This is a genomic window from Actinomadura sp. NTSP31 (genome assembly GCF_041951385.1).
GTDB classification, from domain to species: domain Bacteria; phylum Actinomycetota; class Actinomycetes; order Streptosporangiales; family Streptosporangiaceae; genus Spirillospora; species Spirillospora napierensis.
In genome coordinates this window covers 72,337-88,087 of sequence record NZ_JBGNUT010000018.1, presented here as the reverse complement: position 1 = coordinate 88,087, position 15,751 = coordinate 72,337, and the positions used below count along the sequence as shown (strand labels likewise).

At 73.7% G+C, this 15,751-nt stretch carries 3 protein-coding genes (1 of these 3 cut by a window edge); all 3 read right to left on the bottom strand.

The window, feature by feature from the left end:
• Positions 1-7: 7 nt before the first annotated feature.
• Tightly spaced (at most 12 nt apart), the 3 genes in view from ACA514_RS28315 to ACA514_RS28305 form a layout consistent with a single transcriptional unit that may run on beyond the window.
• Positions 8-232 (bottom strand): MbtH family protein, encoded by a 225-nt coding sequence (locus ACA514_RS28315; RefSeq protein ID WP_375044285.1) that lies wholly within the window; start codon positions 230-232, stop codon positions 8-10.
• A gap of 12 nt (positions 233-244) precedes the next feature.
• The gene (locus tag ACA514_RS28310) at positions 245-11,548 is read right to left on the bottom strand and encodes an amino acid adenylation domain-containing protein (RefSeq protein ID WP_375044284.1); all 11,304 of its coding nucleotides are present in this window, start codon (positions 11,546-11,548) and stop codon (positions 245-247) included.
• Positions 11,545-15,751, bottom strand: the 3' portion of a protein-coding gene (locus ACA514_RS28305; RefSeq protein WP_375044283.1) for an amino acid adenylation domain-containing protein. It continues 242 nt past the right edge of the window; the window shows 4,207 of its 4,449 coding nt (coding positions 243-4,449); its start codon lies beyond the right edge, outside the window; it ends in the stop codon at positions 11,545-11,547. Before ACA514_RS28305 ends, ACA514_RS28310 begins: the two co-directional genes overlap by 4 nt.

Here is a 15,751-nt window from a genome sequence, read left to right as displayed (position 1 = left end):
CGGCCGGCTATTTGCTGTCCTCTTCCGCCATGGCCTCGATCAGGCTCCTGGGCCGCATGTCGACCCAGTTCTCCTCGATGTACCGAAGGGAGTCCGCGCGACTCGCCCGGGGCTGGGCGACCTCCCAGCCGGCCGGAACATCGACGAATTCCGGCCACAGGGAGTACTGGCCCTCGTGGTTCACCAGCACGAGAAAGGTGCCGTTCTCGTCATCGAAAGGGTTGGTGGACATGGTCGGTCCTCTCTACGGTTTCGTTGGCTCGAAGAGTTCGGCACGGAGCACCGGACATATTTCGCCCAGCGCCTCCGGGCCGGTCATCCGCTCGTGTTCGACGTCGACTTCGTACCGCCGGACATCGCCCTTGACGTAGGGCTCCCATTCGGCCGCGCTTCGCCGGTGCCGGGTGGATTCGAAGAAGAGCACGGTCCCCCGGTACGTCGCGGGAACGTGGCCGCCGATCAATCTGCCGTTGTTCCGCGCCACCGCTTCGACCGCACCGAGGGTGGCCGCGTCCAGGTCCGCGAGGTCCGGTTCGCCGAACAGGTGTCCGGGACGCGGCCGCACCGCCGCCGGACCCGGGCCGCTCTGCCGGCCGTTCGCGGGGCCGCTCGCGCGGCCGCCGGGATAGGAGTCCAGCAGCGCGAGCAACTCGACTCGCTGCCCGCGGTCCTGGAGCATCGCGGCGATGTGATGCGCGACCACTCCCCCGAAGGACCAGCCGAGCAGCCGGTACGGGCCCTCCGGCTGAACCGCGCGGATCCGGTCCAGGTAGTCGGCGGCCATCTCCTCGAGGCTGCGCGGCAGTTCGTCCCCTGGTTCGAGCCCGCGCGCCTGAAGTGCGTACAAAGGCAGGTCGGCGTCCGTCCTGGCGATCAGGCCCGTGTAGCACCAGCCGAGCCCGCTCGTCGGATGGACGCAGAACAGCGGGGACCAGCTCCCGCCCGGGCGCAGCGGGACCAGGACGTCCAGCGCACCTCCGCCGTGCTCGTGCCCGGCGAGTTCGGCCAGTCCGGCGACGGTCGGCGCCTCGAACAGGTCGCGCAGCGAGACCGGCCGCTCCAGCGCCGAACGAATCCGGCTGATCAACCGGGCGGCCAGCAGCGAGTGCCCGCCCAGGGCGAAGAAGTCGTCATCGATCCCCACCCGGTCGAGGCCGAGCACCTCGGCGAACAGGCCGCACAGGACCTCCTCGCGGCGGTTCCGCGGCGGCCTGCCGGAGGTCGCGGCGGCAGGGACCGGGTCCGGCAGCGCGCCGTGGTCCAGCTTTCCGTTGGCGTTCAGCGGAAGGCCGTCCATGGTCACGAACGTCGTCGGCACCAGGTGGCCCGGCAGAGACGACGCCGCGTGCGCGCGCAGGGCGGGCACGTCGACGCCCGCCGGAGCCACGTACGCCACCAGCCGGCCGTCCCGCACCGTGACGGCCGCACGGACGACGGAGGCGTGCCCGATGAGCGCCTCCTCGACCTCGCCGGGTTCGACCCGGAAGCCTCGCACTTTGACCTGGTCGTCGGTGCGGCCGACGAACACCAGGTCGCCGGCGGAGTTCCACCGGACCAGGTCGCCGGTGCGGTAGAGGCGGCCGCCCGCCGCGAAGGGATCGGCCACGAAACGCTCCGCGGTCAGGGCCGGCCGGTTGAGATAGCCCCGTGCCAGCCCCGGGCCGCCCACGTACAGCTCGCCCGCGACGCCGGGCGGCACGAGCCGCAGGCTCCCGTCGAGCACGTAGGTCCGCATGTTCCACATGGGGCGCCCGATCGGCACCGTCCCGCCGGCCGGCTCCCCTTCCGGCCGCACCCGTTCCGGCCGCACCCGGTGGTCGGTGCATCCGACGGTGGTCTCGGTCGGGCCGTAGTGGTTGATGACCGTCAGAGCCGGGTCGGCCCGGCGCAGCCGTTCCAGCAGCTCCACCGGGAAGCCCTCGCCGCCCGCCATCAGCTGGCCGCCGGCCGCGTACGACTCGGCGCGCTCCTGGAGTGCGCGCAGGTGGCTCGGCGTCACCTTCAGGAAGGTGATCTCCTCCGGCCGGTCCAGCGCGTCGGCCGGCCATCCGCTCCCGTCCGGCAGGAGCCGGAGCCGCCCGCCCGCGCACAGCGTCCCGAACAGCGCGGTGACCCCGAGGTCGAACGACATCGACGAGTGCACGAGCGTCTCCCCGGCGAGCCCCTCGTACTCGGCCGCCGCCCGGGCCACGTAGTTGACCAGCCCTGCATGGGTGACCGTCACTCCCTTCGGCCTGCCGGTGGAGCCGGAGGTGTGGACGACGTATGCCGGATGGGCCGCGAGCAGCGGCGCGCGCCGGTCGGCGTCGGTCACCTCGCCGCTCGGCGCGGCCTCCAGCAGGGCGAGGACGTCCGGGTCGTCGAGGCGGATCCTGGGCAGCGTGTCCGGCAGCACGCCCTCCGCCGCTCGCGTGGTGACCGCGAGCCCCGGCCGGGCGTCGTCGATGACGAACTGGACGCGGCGCCGCGGCAGGTCGGTGTCGATGGGCAGGTAGGCGGCTCCGGCGGCGAGGATCGCCAGCAGCGTGGTGATCAGCTCGGCGCTGCGGGGCAGCGCCACCGCGACGAGCCCTTCGGGCCGGGCACCGTGCTGGATGAGCAGCCTGGCGAGGCGGTTGGCTCGCGCGTGCACCTGCGCATGAGTGAGGTCGGCGACCGCGAGGGCGTCCGGGTTCCGCTTCGCCGACGCGGCGAGCAGGTCGGGAAGGGTCCCGGCCACCGGCTCGCGCACCTCGCCGGTCGCCGCGGCCAGGAGCCGCCGCCGCTCCCCGGTGCCGAGCAACTCGATGCGGGACAGCGGGGCGTCCGGATCGGCCGCGATCGCGGTCAGCAGCCTGTGCAGGCGCTCCACGATGGACGCCGCGGTGGCGCGGTCGAACAGGTCCGCGTTGTAGTAGAGCGCACCGCTCAGGCCCGTGTCGCCCTCGCTGATGTTCAGCGACAGGTCGAACTTGGCCGCGTCGACCTCGGCGGCGCCTGGCTCCACCTCGACGCCCGGCAGCCGCACGGCCGTCTGCCCCGCCGTGTTCTGGTGCGCCAGCAGGACCTGGAAGAGCGGATGCCTGGCCAGCGACCGGGGCGGGTTGACGGCCTCCACCACCCGCTCGAACGGCACGTCCTGGTGCGCGAACGCCGCCAGATCGGTCTCCCGGACCCGGGTGACCAGCTCGCGGCCGGTCGGATCGCCCGACGTGTCGGTCCGCAGCACCAGCGTGTTGGTGAAGAAGCCGACCAGACCGTCCAGTACCGGATCGGGCCGGCCGGCGACCGGCGAGCCGATCGGGATGTCGGTGCCCGCTCCCAGCCTGGTCAGCACCGCCGCCAGACCCGCCTGGAGCACCATGAACGTGGTGGCCTGCGCCGATCGTCCGAGCGCGCGGAGACCGGCGAGCAGGTCCCCGTCCCAGCGGAACGGCACGCGCCCCCCGCGATGGCCCGCGCGCGCCGGTCGCGGCCGATCCGCGGGCAGCGCGAGCTGATCGGGTACGCCGTCCAGCGCACCGGCCCAGTACCGCAGCTCGCGCGCGAGCAGGCTGTCCGGATCGTCGGCGGCGCCCAGCAGTTCGCGCTGCCATGCCGCGAAGTCGGCGTACTGCACTGGAAGGGCCGGCCACTGGGGGCTCGTCCCGGCGCACCGTGCCGCGTAGGCCGTGGCCAGGTCCCGGCCGAGCGGCCCCATCGACCACCCGTCCGCCGCGATGTGGTGCAGGACCAGCACCAGGACCTCGGCCCGGCCGTCCACCACCAGCGCGGCCCGCAGCGGCGGCTCGGTGGAGACGTCGAAGCCCTCGCCGGCGATCGACGCGACGGCCTCGTCCGCGCCCCCCGGTTCGACCTCGACGACCCGCAGCACCTCGGGCGGCGGCACCACCCGCAGCGTGGGCTCGCCGTCCACGGCCGGGAAGACCGTCCGCAGCACCTGATGCCGTTCGGCGAGATCGGTGAGCGCCGCGGCCAGGGCGCGCCGGTCGACCCCCCGCAGGCGCAGGACCAGCGGCACGTTGTAGGTCGCGGCGCGTCCCTCGATCTGGTTGACGAACCACAGCCGGCGCTGGCCGTAGGACAGCTCGCCGCCTCGCCCCGCGACGAGTCGCGGGCGCTCGATCCCCGAGCCGGCGTCCAGCCTCGGCAGCAGGCCCGCCACCGTCGGGTGCTCGAAGACCGCCCGTACCGGCGGCTCGGCCCCGAGCACGGCTCCGATCCGGCTCACCAGGCGGGCGGCCGTCAGCGAGTGGCCGCCCAGGGCGAAGAAGTCGTCATCGATGCCGATCCGCTCGAGCCCCAGCACCTCCGCGAACAGCCCGCACAGGACCTCCTCGCGCGCGTCCCGGGCGGCACGGCCGGACACGGCCGCGCCGGGGTCCGGGTCGGGCAGCGCGGCCCGGTCCACCTTCCCGTTCGGCGTCAGCGGCACGGCGGCGACCTCGACGTACAGCGAAGGCACCATGTGGCCGGGCAGCACCGACGCCGCGTGGGAGCGCAGTTCCGCCGCGGCGACGGCACCGTCCCGGTACACGACGTAGGCCACCAGCCGGCCGTCCCGCGCGTCCACCACCGCACGGCGGACCGCGGCATGGCTCGCCAGCGCGGCCTCGACCTCGCCCGGCTCGACCCGGAAGCCGCGCACCTTCAGCTGCTCGTCGGCGCGGCCCACGAACACCAGCTGGCCGTCCGGGCCCCAGCGCGCCAGGTCCCCGGTGCGGTACAGCCGGTCACCGGCGCCGGACGGGTCGGCGACGAACCGCGACGCCGTCAGCCCCGGCCGGTTCAGGTAACCGCGAGCCAGCCCGGCACCCGCCACGTACAGTTCCCCCACGGTGCCCGGCGGCACCGGGCGCAGCCCGGCGTCCAGGACGAACACGGCCGTGTTCGCGATGGGCCTGCCGATCGCCGGCGTCGCCGCGCCGCTCAGCGGATCGCTGACGCTCACGCACACCGTCGCCTCGGTCGGCCCGTAGGCGTTGAACATCCGCCGCCCGGGAGACCACCTCTCGACCAGATCCGGCGGGCACGCCTCGCCGCCGACCACGATGACGGCGCCCTCGAGCAGGCCTTCCTCGGGAAGCTGCGCGAGCGCCGACGGGGTCAGCGTGACGTGGGTGACCGGCCGCGCGCCCAGCAGGCGGGCCAGCGCGGGCCCGGGTACCGCCTCCTCGTCCCCCGCCACGATGAGCGTCGCACCGGCCAGCAGGGTCCGGAACATCGTCGCGGCGGTGGCGTCGAAGCTGGGCGAGGTGAGCTGGAGGGCCCGGCTTCCCGGTCCGACGCCGAACCGCTCGATCTGGTCGGCGACGAGCCTGACGAGGCCGGTGTGGCAGGCGATGACGCCCTTCGGCCGCCCCGTGGAGCCCGAGGTGTACACCACGTAGGCCGGATGGGCCGGATCGAGCGGCGCGCTCCGCTCGTCGTCGGTCACGTCGCCGGCGGGCCCGTCCGGGAGGCCGGCGAGCGTCTCCTCGGTGACGACGCACAGCGGGGCCGCGTCCTGGAGCATGGCCTCGACGCGGCGGGCCGGGTAGCCGGGATCGAGCGGGAGGTAGGCGGCGCCGGACTTCAGGACGCCCAGAGCCGCCACGACGAACTCCGCCGATCGGGGCAGCGCCACCGCGACCAGCGTCTCGGGGCCGGCGCCGCGCCCGATCAGCAGGCGCGCCAGCCGATTGGACCGCTCGTTCAGCTCCGCGTACGACAGCTCGGTGTCGCCGCACACGACGGCCGTGGCGTCCGGGGTCCGCGCCGCCTGGGCTTCGAACAGCTCCGCCAGGGTGCCCGCGGGCATCGGCCGCGCCGTGTCGTTGCACCGCGCCAACCAGGCGCGCTCCGCGTCGTCCAGCACCTCGACCCGGCGGGTCGGCCGATCCGGGTCCGCGACGATCGTCTCGGCCAGGCGGCGCAGCCGGACCAGGATCAGCCGCGCGGCATCGTCGTCGAAGGCGTCGGGATGGTAGCCGAGGCGCAGCCGCAGCCTCTCCCCCGGCGCGACGACGAGCCCGAGCGGATAGTGCGAACCGTCCCGCCCCTCCGCGCCGGTGATCGGCAGGCCCTGCGGTACGTCCCGGACCGCCTCCAGCGGATAGTTCTCGAAGACGTAGACCGCGTCGAACAGCTCCCCCATCCCGGCGGAGCGCTGGATGTCCGGCAGCCCGAGGAAATGCACCTCGGCGAGGCGCGTCTGCTCCTCCTGCAGCCTGATCAGGAACGCCGACAACGATTCCGCGGGATCCAGGCGCACCCGGACCGGCACGGTGTTGACCAGGAGGCCGACCATCCGCTCCACGCCCGGGACCTCCGGCGACCGGCCCGAGACCGTCATCCCGAACACCACGTCGTCCCGGCCGGTCGACCGGGCCAGCAGCAGGCCCCACAGGCCCTGGACGACGCCGTTCAGGGTCAGGCCGAGCCCGCGCGCGGTCTCGGCGAGCGCCGCCTGCAGCTCCGGTTCGAGGTGAAGCGCGGTCTCCCGGCGGCCGGTGGTGCGCGCGGCGGCGTCGCCCCGCGCGACCCGGGTGGGCTCCGCCAGGCCGGCCAGCGCCCGGCGCCACACGCCCTCGGCCCGTTCCCTGCTCTGCCCGGCGAGCCACTCCAGGTACCGGGAGTAGGGCACCGGATCCGGCAGCTCGGCGTCCGCGCCGTGCAGGTAGAGCATGAACAGGTCACGCAGGATCAGCGGGCGCGACCACCCGTCGAAGAGGATGTGGTGGTGGGTCATCGCGAACCGGTACCGGTCGCCGCCCAGCCGCACCAGCAGGAAGCGGATCAGGGGCGGCCGCGTCATGTCGTGGCGTTCGGCGAGCTCGCCGTCGAGGATCTTGCGCAGCTCCTCCTCCGACGCCGCCTCCGTCTCGCGCCAGGGCACGTCCACCGATCGCGGGATCACCTGGACCGCGCCGGACTCGGTCCGGTGGAAGCCCGCCCGCAGGTTGGGGTGCCGTTCGAGCAGCCGTCCGACGGCGGTGCGAAGCGCCGCGACGTCCACGTCCTCCAGGGCGAGGACCAGTTGCACGTTGTAGGAATCGGTGCCCTGCCGGTCCAGCAGCGCGTGGAACAGCAGGCCCTCCTGGAGCGGCGAGAGCGGCAGGACGTCGGCGGGCCGCCATCGGTCGACCTCCGCCTGGGTCACCGTGACCAGCGGGAAGTCCGACGGCGCGGGCCCACCGGCACCTGAGTGTGCGGCCTCGGCCGCCAGGGACCGGAGGGCGGCCACCCACGCGTCGGCCAGCTGCCGCACGTCCTCCTCGGTCAGCACGTCCTCGGGTGCGGTCAGGCGCGCGGCCAGGTGCGCGCCGTCGGCGGCGTCGCGAACGAGCGCGGTGACGTCCAGAACGTGCGCGAGCGGCAGATGGGGACCGGCGCCGCCGCCGAAGACGCTCGTCTCGGCCTCGCCCTGGAACCGGCCGAGGTAGTTGAACCCGATCTGCGGCTCGGCGAAGCCGGCCAGGACCGGCCGGGTCTCCGGATTCAGGTACCGGAGCACTCCGTAGCCCAGGCCGTGGTCCGGGAGGGTGCGCAGCCGCTCCCTGACGCCCTTCAGCAGCACGCCCGGCGCGTCGCCGTCGACCGCGAGGCGCACGGGGAAGAGGCTGGTGAACCAGCCGACCGTCCGCGCCAGGTCGGTCCCGTCGGCGAACTCCTCGCGGCCGTGCCCCTCCAGGTCGACCAGGACCGATCCGCAGTCCACGCCTCGGGCCCGCCGCCAGCGGGTGACGGCGAGGGCCAGCCCGGCGAGCAGGACCTCGTTCACCCCGGTCCTGAAGGCCGCCGGCACCGTCGTCAGCACCGCTTCGGTCACCTCGGCCGGAACCTGGACCGAGACCGTCCGGGCCCCGCTCACCCGGTCCCGCGCGGGATCCAGCGGCCGGGCACCGAGCAGCGGGTCGGGTCCCGCCAGCATCGAGGTCCACAGGTCGAGCTCGCCGGTGCGCCGGGGAGCCTCCGCCGCGAGCAACCGCGTCCAGCGGCGGAACGAGGTCCCCACCGGGGCGAGGGCGGGGCGGCGACCGGCCGCGATCGCGGCCCACGCCTCCCGCAGGTCCGGGATCAGAATCCGCCAGGACACGCCGTCCACGGCCAGGTGGTGGACCATCACCAGCAGCAGGCCGTCCGCCTCGCACCACAGTGCCCGGACCAGCACACCGGACTCCGGGTCCAGGTCGGCCTGCGCGCGGTCCACCTCGGCCTGGTCCACGGCCGGCACCTTCCGGACGCAGCCGGCGGCGGCCACCGAACCCGGCTCCCCGATCACCAGCTCCTCGCCGTCCAGGCGCATCCGTAGCGCGTCGTGGTGGTCGAGCAGGGCCTGGAGCCCGGCGACGACGTCGGCGCCGGCCGGCACCCGCACGGCCATCGACTGGTGGAAGGCGCCCATCGCACCGCCGCGCGCACGCGACCACCGCATGACCGGCGTGAGGACGGCCGGTCCCGGCCGGTCCTCGGCGTGCGCCTCCACCACGTCGCCCGCGACCTCGGCGAGGGCGGCCGCGGTGGGCCGTTCGAGCACCTGGCGGGCGCTGAGCGCCAGGCCCGCGGCCCTGGCCCGGCTCGCCAGCTGGATCGAGGCGATGCTGTCTCCGCCGAGATCGAAGAAGCCGTCGTCGATCCCCACCCGCTCGAGGCCCAGCACACCGGCCATGAGGTCGCACAGGAGCTCCTCGCGCGGGTTGCGCGGTCCGCGGCCGGTGACCCGGCTCGCGAAGTCCGGCGCGGGCAGAGCGGCGCGGTCCACCTTCCCGTTCACCGTCAGCGGCAGGTCGTCCAGCGGCACGAACACCGCCGGGACCATGTACGCGGGGAGCACGGACGCCGCGTACTCGCGCAGCTCGTCCAGCCGGGTGCCCGGAACCACGTACGCGACCAGGCGGCGTTCGCCGGGCTGGTCCTCGCGGGCCAGCACCGTCACCCGCGCCACCGAGTCGTGCCCGCTCAGCACGGACTCGATCTCGCCGGGCTCGACCCGGAAGCCGCGCACCTTCACCTGTTCGTCGCCGCGGCCCACGAACACGATCCGGCCGCCGGCCGTCCAGCGCACCAGGTCGCCGGTGCGGTACAGCCGCCCGCCGGGAACGCCGAAGGGATCGGCCACGAAGCGCGCCGCGGTGAGGGCGGCCCGGTTCAGGTAGCCGCGGGCCAGGCCCGTGCCGCCGAGGTAGAGCTCGCCGACCACGCCCGGCGGCACCGGGCGCAGGCCGCTGTCGAGGACGTACGCGGTGGTGTTGTCGAGCGGGCCGCCGATCGGCACGCCGGAGTCCAGCGCCTCCGCGCCCGGTACGCGATGGCGGAGTGAGAACGTCGTCGTCTCGGTCGGCCCGTAGACGTGCACGACCTGCGTGTCCGGGCAACGCTCCAGCACGGCGCGGAACGCGGGCGCCGAGACCTGCTCCCCGCCCGTCCACACCTCCGCCAGCCGGCCGAGGACGGCGGGCCGTTCCTCGGCGATGAGGTTGAACATCGCGGTGGTCAGGAACACCGCGGTCACCCGGCCGGAGTCGAGCACGTCCCGCAGCGAGGCGACGTCGAGGGCGGAGCCCGGGAAGATCACCACCGTCCCGCCGGACACCAGCGGCACCCACGTCTCGTAGGTGGCCGCGTCGAAGGAGGCCGGCGAGTGCAGCAGGACGCCGCGGTGTCCGGCGCCGTGCCAGTTGCGGTCCAGCGCCAGTTCCGCGACGCAGCGGTGGGTCGCGACCACGCCCTTGGGCCGGCCGGTCGAGCCGGAGGTGTAGATCACGTACGCGGGGTGGTCCGGCCGCGTCCTGGACGGCCCGGCCGGGCCCGCACCCGTCGGGCCCGCATCGGCCAGCTCCGCCGCGACGGCGGGATCATCGAGGCGGACCAGCGGGACGCCGGGCAGCGCCGCCGCCTCGGCGGTCGTCGTGACCACGCAGAGGGGTGCGGTGTCGCCGAGCATGAACGCGATCCGCTCGGCCGGATATCCGGTGTCGATCGGCAGGTAGCCGGCGCCGGCCTTGACGATCGCGAGGATCGCCACGACGAGGTCGGGCGAACGGGGCAGCGCCAGGCCCACGTACGACTCCGGGCCCGCGCCCCGGGCGACCAGCAGCCGGGCCAGCCGGTTCGCCCGCTCGTCCAGGTCCGCGTACGACATCTCGACGTCGCCGCAGACCACGGCCGTGGCGTCCGGCGTCCTGGCGGCCTGCGCCTCGAAGAGCTCCGGCAGGGTCTGTTCGGACACCGCCCGCGCGGTCGAGTTCCAGCCGGTCAGCAGCAGCCTGCGTTCGTCCCCGCCGAGCACGTCCATCCGGCCCACCGGGCGGTCCGGGTCGGCCGCGGCGGTCTCCAGGAGGCGACCCAGTCTGGTCACCATGGCCTCGGCGACACCGGGTTCGAACGCGCCGGCGTCGAAGTCGAGCCGCAGCCCCAGCCGGTCACCGGGGATCACGGCGATCCCGAGTGGGTAGTGCGAGCCCTCGTGGCTCTCCGCGCCGGTCACCGAGATCCCGGCGCCCGCCCCGGCGCCCGCCCCGGCCAGGCCCTCGCCGATCGGGTAGTTCTCGAACACGTAGATCGTGTCGAACAGGTCCCTTCCGAGCCCGCTGAGGCGTTGCACGTCGGCGAGCCCCAGGAAATGCAGATCGGCCAGTTCCGCCTGCTGGCGCTGCAGGCGGGTGAGCAGCCGCCCCACCGGCTCGGCGGCGTCGATCCGCACCCTGACCGGCAGGGTGTTGACGAACAGGCCGATCATGCGCTCGACCTCGGGGATCTCGGCCGGCCGGCCCGATACGGTGCAGCCGAAGACCACGTCGTCGCGGTCCACCATCCGGGACAGCAGCAGCCCCCACAGCCCCTGCACGACGGTGTTGAGCGTCAGCCCCAGCCCGCGTGCCATGGCGGAGACCGCGGCGGTGGCCCCGGTGTCCAGCGCCAGGGTCGCCTCGCGCCGTACCGGGCCCGCGCCGCCGGGCGAGGCGATCATGGTCGGCTCGGGCAGCCCGTCCAGCGCCGCCCGCCAGGCCTCCTCCGCCGCGGTGCGGTCCTGGCGGGTGAGCCAGGCCAGATAGTCCCGGTAGGGCGCCGGTGCGGGCAGTGCGTCGTCGCGGCGCGCGTAGAGCGCGAGGAGCTCGCGCAGCAGCAGCGGCTTCGACCAGCCGTCCAGCAGGATGTGGTGATTGGTCAAAGCGAGCCGGTGGTGACCGGCGCCCATGCGCACGAGCAGGAAACGCACCAGCGGTGGCCGCGCCATGTCGAACGGCCGGGTCCGCTCCTCGGCCAGCAGCCGGGCCAGCTCGGCGTCCCGCTCCGCGGCCGGCCGGGCGGACAGATCGACCTCGCGCCATGGCAACCGGGCGGTGCGGGCGATGACCTGCACGGCCTTGCCGGACCGGGTGTGCCGGAAACCGGCCCGCAGGTTCGCGTGCCGGGCCAGCAGCCGTTCCGCCGCCGATCGCAGCGCCGCGGGGTCCACGCCGTCCAGCCCCAGCACGAGTTGCACGTTGTACGCGCCGGTGTCCTGGTCGTCGAGCGCCGCGTGGAAGAGCAGCCCCTCCTGCAGCGGTGAGAGCGGCAGGACGTCCTCGATCGCGGAGCGGTTCACGCGCGGCCTCCGTCGAAAAGGTCTTCCAGGTCCTCGATCTCGTCCTGGTCGAGCGCGATCAGCGGGAAGTCCGAGGGGCTGTGCCCGCCCGCGTCCGGCTCGGCCGCCCGCGCGACCAGCGCCGCCAGCGCGTCCCGCCACCCCTGGGCCAGCTCCCGGACGTCGTCGGCGGGCACCGCGGGTTCCGGAAAGGTCCAGTGCGCGACCAGGCGCGGCCCCGGCAGGGTCATCACGTTGATGTCGAGCGCGTGCGACAGCGCGGCCCGCTGCTCCGAGCCGTCGAGGTCCGGGCCGTCGACACGGCCGAGGTAGTTGAACCCGATCTGCGGTACGGGTTGCTCGGCCAGCAGCGGGGCGGTGTCCGGGTTGAGGTGGCGCAGCAGCCCGTATCCGATGCCGTTGTCGGGCAGCGTGCGCAACCGTTCCTTCACCTGCTTGAGGGTCCGGCCGGGATCTGTGTCCGCCGCGAGCCGCACCGGGAACAGGCTCGTGAACCAGCCCACGGTGCGCGACAGGTCGACTCCCCGGGTGAACTCCTCGCGCCCGTGCCGCTCGACGTCCACAAGGACCGCCCCCGCACCGGTGTCGTTGCCGTTGCCGCGCCGCCGCCATTCCGCGACCGCAGAGACCAGCCCGGACAGCAGCACCTCGTCGACGCCGGCATGGAAGATCGCCGGTACCGTGGCCAGCAGCGGCTCGGCGAGCTCGGGCGGCACCTCGATCCGCACGTTCCCGGCCGGCCCGTCCGGCGGCCGGCCGTCGAGCCCCGGCCACAGCGGGCCGGGCACCGCCAGCATCGAGGTCCACAGGTCCATCTCGCCGGTCCGGCGCGGCGCCTCCTCGGCCAGCAGCGCGGCCCAGCGCCGGAAGGACGTGCCGACCGGGGCGAGCTCTGGCGGCCTGCCCCGGGCGAGCGCGGCCCACGCGTCGAGCAGGTCCGGGACGAGGATCCGCCATGACACGGCGTCCACCGCCAGGTGATGCACCAGCAGCAGCAACCAGCCGTCGCGGTGCGGGCCGGCGTCGGCCCACACGGCGCGCACCACCGCTCCCGATCGTGGATCCAGCTCGGCGTGGGCGCGGCGGCCCGCCGCGATCAGGACCGGCCGGACCTCGTCATCGGCCAGGCCCGTCGCGTCCACCCTGGTCACGCTGGAGCCGGCGGCCACCGTGCCGGGCGCGCCGATCGTCAGGGCGTCGTCGAGCAGCCGGATCCGCAGGGCGTCATGGTGATCCAGCACCGCCTGGAGCCCGGCGGTCACGTCACTTCCGGCCGGTACCCGCACCAGCATCGACTGGGCGAACCCGCGGGGGGTGCCGCGTTCCATCAGGCGCCGCATGATCGGCGTCGGCTCGACCGGGCCGGTACCGTCCTCCTCCGCCGCGGCCGCGTCGTCGGCCCCGCGGGCCACCAAAGCCAGCCCGGCCACGGTGGGGTTCTCGAACACCAGGCGCGCGGTGATCACCAACCCCGCTTTCCGCGCCCGGTTCACCAGCTGGATGGAGGAGATGCTGTCGCCGCCCAGCTCGAAGAAGTTGTCGTCGATCCCGACCCGGTCCAGACCGAGCACGTCGGCGAACAGCCCGCAGAAGACCTCCTCGCGCGCATCACGAGGCGCACGCCCCGACACCCTCACCTCCGGCGCCGGCAGGGCCGCCCGATCCAGCTTCCCGTTCGGGGTCAGCGGGAGGGCATCGAGCACCATGAACGCCGCCGGGACCATGTACTCCGGCAGCCGCGCCGCCACGAACCCACGCAGAGCCGCCAAGTCGAGGTCGGCGCTGGCCGCGACCACGTAGGCGACCAGTCGCCCGTCCCGCACCACCACCGCCACCTGAGCGACCGCACCGTGCCGGGCGAGGACGGTCTCGATCTCGCCCGGCTCGACCCGGAACCCCCGCACCTTCACCTGATCATCGACACGCCCCACAAACACCAACTCGCCGTCGGCGTCCCACCGCACCAGATCACCCGTCCGATAAAGCCGCTCACCGGCCTGGAACGGATCGGCCACAAACCGCGACGCCGACAACCCAGGCCGATTCAAATAACCCCGCGCCAGGCCCGCGCCACCCAGATACAACTCCCCCACCACACCCGGCGGCACCAACCGCATCCCACCGTCCAGCACATACACCCGGGTATTGGCGATCGGCCGGCCAATCGCCACCCGGTCGGTTTCGCTCGGGCAGATCCACGACGTGACATCGATCGATGCCTCCGTCGGCCCGTAAAGGTTGTGCAACTCCGCCGGTAGCACCCGGGCGAAGTCCCGCACCGTGCCCGCGGCCAGCGCCTCCCCGCTACAGATCACCAGCCGCAAACTCAGACAGCCACCCGCCAACGGCTCGGTCAAAAACGCCGCCAGCATCGACGGCACAAAATGCGCCGTGGTCACCGACGCCTCCCGGATCAACCCAGCCAAATACCCCGGATCCCGATGCCCGCCCGGCCGAGCCACCACCAACCCCGCGCCCGCGATATGCGGCCAGAAAAACTCCCACACCGACACATCGAAACTCGCCGACGTCTTCTGCAAAACCCGATCGTCCGACCCCAACCCATAGGCGTCCTGCATCCACAACAACCGGTTCACAACCCCGGACTGGCTGATCACCACACCCTTCGGCACACCCGTCGAACCCGACGTATAAATCACATAAGCCGGATGCCCCGGCAACAGCCGCCGCGTCCGCTCACCATCAACCACCCGACCAGACGACAGAAGCGAGGTGTCCACCTCATCGACGAGCACCCGCTCCACCTCGCCCACCACTGCCTGACCTGCCGTGGTCAGCAGCAGCGCCGGCTCGGCGTCCCGCAACATGAACTCCACCCGCTCAGCCGGATAGTCCACATCCACCGGCAGATAAGCCGCACCCGCCCGCACCACCGCATGCAGCGCCACCACCAACTCCACCGACCGCGCAATCGCCACCGCGACCACCCGCTCCGGCCCCACCCCCCGCCCGATCAACAACCGCGCCAGACGATTCGCGCGCTCGTCCAACTCGCGGTAAGTCAGCTCAACGCCCTCACACACCACCGCCACCGCATCCGGCGACACCGCCGCCTGCGCCGCCAACAGATCCGGCAGAGTCGTGGCCGGCACGTGCCGAGCGGTCCTGTTCCACTCGACCAGCAGGCGGTCCCGCTCGGCGGCGGTCAGCACGTCCACCGACTGCACCGGCCGGGTGGGCTCGGCCACGAAGCTCTCCGCGAGACCGCGCAGGCGCGCGAGCATGGATTCGACGGCGTCACGATCGACCACGCCGCGGGCGAAGTCGATCCGGAGCCGGATCCTGTCCCCGGGGACGATCGCCAGCATGACCGGGTAGTGGCCGCCGTCCCGGCCGGACGCGTCGGTGATCGCCACGTCGGCCGCCTCGGGCGCCGCCGCGACGGGGTAGTTCTCGAAGACGTAGAGCGTGTCGAACAGCTCGCCCAGCCCCGCCAGCCGCTGGATGTCGCGCAGGCCGAGGAACTGCTGGTCGATCAGCCTCGCCTGCTCGTCGCGCTGCCGGCGGAGCAGGCCGGTGAGCGACTCGCCCGGCACCATCCGGACCCGTACCGGGACGGTGTTGATGAGCAGGCCGATCATCCGTTCCACACCGGGCAGCTCCGGTGGCCGGCCGGACACGGTGGTGCCGAAGACCACGTCGTCGCGGCCGGTCAGCCGGGACAGCAGCAGCCCCCACAGACCCTGCATCACGTTGTTGAGGGTCAGGTCCCGTTCGCGGGCGGCCTCGGCCAGCGCCGAGCTCAGGTCCTCACCGAGGTCCACCACCACCTGGGCGCGCGACGCCGAGACCGCACCGGACGGTGCGAGCAGTGTCGGTTCGTCCAGCCCCGCGAGCGCCTCGCGCCAGGCGGATTCGGCCGCCGGCCGGTCCCGGGCGGCCAGCCAGGCCAGATAGTCGCGGTACGGGACGGGCGGCGGCGGTTCGGTGTCCCGGTAGAGCGCCAGCAGTTCGCCCAGCAGCAGCGGCATCGACCAGCCGTCGAGCAGGATGTGATGGTTGGTGAGCGCCAGCCGGAAGCGATCGGCGCCCAGCTTGATCAGCAGGAACCGCAGCAGCGGAGGGGCGGCCATGTCGAACCGCCGGAGCCGGTCCGCGTCCAGCAGGCGAGCCGCCTCGCGTTCCTGCGCCGCGCCGCTCAGATGCGAGAGGTCCACCTCGCGCCAGGGCGGTTCGACGGTT

Bases quoted from the DNA above. Each gene is read 5' to 3' on its own strand.
- ACA514_RS28315 (WP_375044285.1), bottom strand. From the start codon at position 232: ATGTCCACCAACCCTTTCGATGACGAGAACGGCACCTTTCTCGTGCTG.